Annotated in this window: 3 protein-coding genes; all 3 read right to left on the bottom strand. The window is 65.8% G+C overall.

Features of this window, described 5'->3' with window-relative positions; translation table 11 throughout:
* On the bottom strand, positions 1 to 744 hold a 744-nt coding region (locus EOA24_RS32920), incomplete at its 3' end, for a DMT family transporter (RefSeq protein ID WP_245501907.1).
* Positions 745 to 783: 39 nt separating this feature from the next.
* A complete protein-coding gene (locus EOA24_RS32915; RefSeq protein ID WP_126078265.1) occupies positions 784 to 1,677 on the bottom strand; it encodes a DMT family transporter in 894 nt (297 codons plus the stop codon).
* 138 nt (positions 1,678 to 1,815) lie between these two features.
* Positions 1,816 to 2,865: peptidase S10 (locus EOA24_RS32910; RefSeq protein WP_127410521.1), on the bottom strand; the 1,050-nt coding region annotated here is incomplete at its 5' end.

The raw sequence follows: 2,865 nt of genomic DNA, 5'->3' as shown, positions 1-2,865 counted from the left end.
GGCAGGGATAAGCCGCGAGCCTTCCGTCCACAGAATCGAGGCCAGCGCGAAGGAGCATCCGAAGGTGGCAAGCAGCACCACGTCGCGCGTAGAGACGGCCAGCGGATCGGTGACGAACCAGCCGAGCACGAAGAGCAGGAAGGCCGAGACCGCGCCCGCCCACACGACAGGCGAGTCACGGAAGGCGCGCACCATGATCATGTAGAGCGCGCTGCCGGCGGTCATCAAAAGCGCCAGCCCGTCGCCGAACAGATGGCCGCTGCCGAGGCCGCCGCCCACCATGATGGCGACGCCGCAAAAGGATACGGCGGCCGCGACCATTGTCTGCAGCCGGCATTTTTCCCGTACCAGAAGGAAGGCAAGGAGCGCGGCGATGAAGGGCGAGGTCGCGTAGATGACCGCGACATTGGCGACATAGGTGTATTTGAACGCCGAGATGAAAGCGATGCTGACGGCGGCACCCTCGACCGCCAAGAGCCAGCCCCGCCAGCCCAGTCTCAGGCTCTCGCGCCCGCTTGAGCGGCGCCGGCGCCAGAACACATAGAGGCTGATCAGGATCGAGCCGAAAAAACCGCGCCAGCAGGTGATGGTCAGCGGATCGGCGTGGATCGATTTGGTCAGCACGCCGGTAAGCGCGAAGGCGATGGCCGATGCCGAGATCAGGATGATGCCAAGCGTGCGCTCGGCCGCTGCGTCGGCGGCGGCATGCGTGAGCTTTTCAGGCATCTCAAGCGTGTCCGTCATGGCGCCAGCCAACCCGGTTGCTCCTGACAGCCGCTGTCATCAGGCCTGCTCCCGCTTGCGGAAATGCTCGTTGCCGACGATGAGCAGGCCGGCGCCGATGATCAGCGCCGCGCCCATGAACACCGCCGTGCGCGGCACGTCGCCCCAGATGGCGTAGCCCAGCGCGAAGGCCCAGACCAGCGAGGTGTATTCGAACGGCGCCACGATCGACACCGCGGCGCGCTTCATGCCTTCGAACAGCGCATATTGCGCCACCCCGCCGAGCGCGCCGACGCTGAGGAGCAAAAGCAGCTGCGTTCCGTCAGGCATGCGCCACCACAGCAGCGCCGGCACGGCCGAAAAGAGCAGGAAATAGAAATTGTTGAGCACGAGCTGGATCGTCGTGCGCTCCTGCAGCGCCGTCTTGCGTAAGAGCACAACGGCGATCCCCCAAAGGACTGCCGCCGCCAGCACCAGCAGCACCGGCACGGAGAGGCCGAGCCGCGTCGGATCGCAGGCGATGAAGACGCCGACGAAACCGACGAAGACCGCGATCCAGCGCAGGAGCGGCACCGTCTCGCCCAGGATCAGCACCGACAGCACGGTGACGATGATGGGTGCTGCGTAATAGATGGTGGTGAGCTCGGCAAGCTGCAGCGAGCGCGCGGCGTTGTAGTAGCAAAGCCAGGCGGCCAGCGTGAAGGCGCTGCGCACCAGCATCGGCCTGACGATCGGTGAATCGATCGTGTCGGCAAACAGCCGCTTGCCGCCGATCGCGCCGCAGGCGAGGAGCACGGTGATGGAACGCACGAACATGATCTGCCAGACCGTCATGCCAGCGACCAACAGCTTGATCGAGGCGTCCTGCGCCGAAAACAGGAAATAGGCGGCAGCCGTGAACAGGATGCCGGCCAGCACCCTTTCGCGGCTTTCGAGGACGATGACTTCGGCCATGCGGTTTAAATGTGTTTGCGTGGGGCGGTTCCGCCCCAGTCGGGACCGTTGCTCCATCTATACGGGCGAAAGCACGCATGCCGCTGCTCCAGCGCGGTGCTAGCGTTGGCGCAGGTAATTGCCGGAGGCCGGTCGGGATTACTGCGTCGCCTGATAGAGCTCCGATGCCGCGTCCTTCAGGGCGCGCCGACCGTCCGGCCGCAGATACATCATGTGCCCGCCCTCGACGACGTCGAGTCGGATCGGCTTGGCGTCTGACAGCGAAGGAAGCTGGTTCACCAGGTAACGTGAGGCGAGATAGGGCGTGACCAGGTCGGTATAGCCGTTGACGATGACGACGCCGAGGGCCGGGTTGAGCGAACGCGCCCGCTGCAAATCGTTCATCACGCCGGCATAGCCCTGGCCCGAAGTGCCGTAGTCCCAGTTGCGGGTGACCTCGCCATTGAGCAGCCGGTAGCTGATATCGGTGCGGTAGTTCAGCTCGTCGCGGACATAGGCGACGAAGGCGGATGTCAGGACCGGAACGCTGCGGTCGAGCACCGGGTCGGGGCCGGCGTCGCGCGGGCTTTGCGGCGCGATGTCGGCCGTGCCGATGGTGGCGTCATAGGGGCTGAGCACCTTGCCCGTAGCACGCTGGAATTCCTTGGCGAAAAGCCCGGTGGGGATACGGGCGAAATTGCGCTGCACGAGCTCGAGCGGCAGGCCGGTGAGTTCCGAAACGCGCCCACTGGCGAGCTTGCCGCCCTGCTCCAGCCCGCTGTTCAGCGCCGTCAGGTAATCGCCGAGCGCATAATGCTCGACCTCGGCCAGCCTGTCGCGCAGCGCATCGCCGCTCACGCCGTCACCCTTCAGGCGGGTCGCCGCCAGCGAAGGCAGCTCCAGCGCCCAATGCAACTGGTCGAACTGGTCGGGCCGCACCAGCATGAACTCCAGCGCCGGCGAGATCAGCACGATGCCGCTGGGGCTGAGGCCCACATCCTCCTGCAGCGTGCGGGCAAGAAGTGCGGCGCGAAAGCCGCCATAGCTTTCGCCGGCGAGGAACAGCGGCGATCCGGTCCGGCCGTTCTGCGCCAGATAGAGCCGGATAAAGGCGCCGACCGAGCTGGCGTCGGCATCGACGCTCCAGAATTCCTTGCCCTCATGCCCCGGCGCCTCACGGCTGTAGCCGGTGCCGACCGGATCAACGCA

This window comes from Mesorhizobium sp. M2A.F.Ca.ET.039.01.1.1 (assembly GCF_003998035.1).
Lineage (GTDB): Bacteria > Pseudomonadota > Alphaproteobacteria > Rhizobiales > Rhizobiaceae > Mesorhizobium.
The sequence above is the reverse complement of the archived record's forward strand: the minus strand, read 5'-3'. Positions and strand labels throughout refer to the sequence as shown.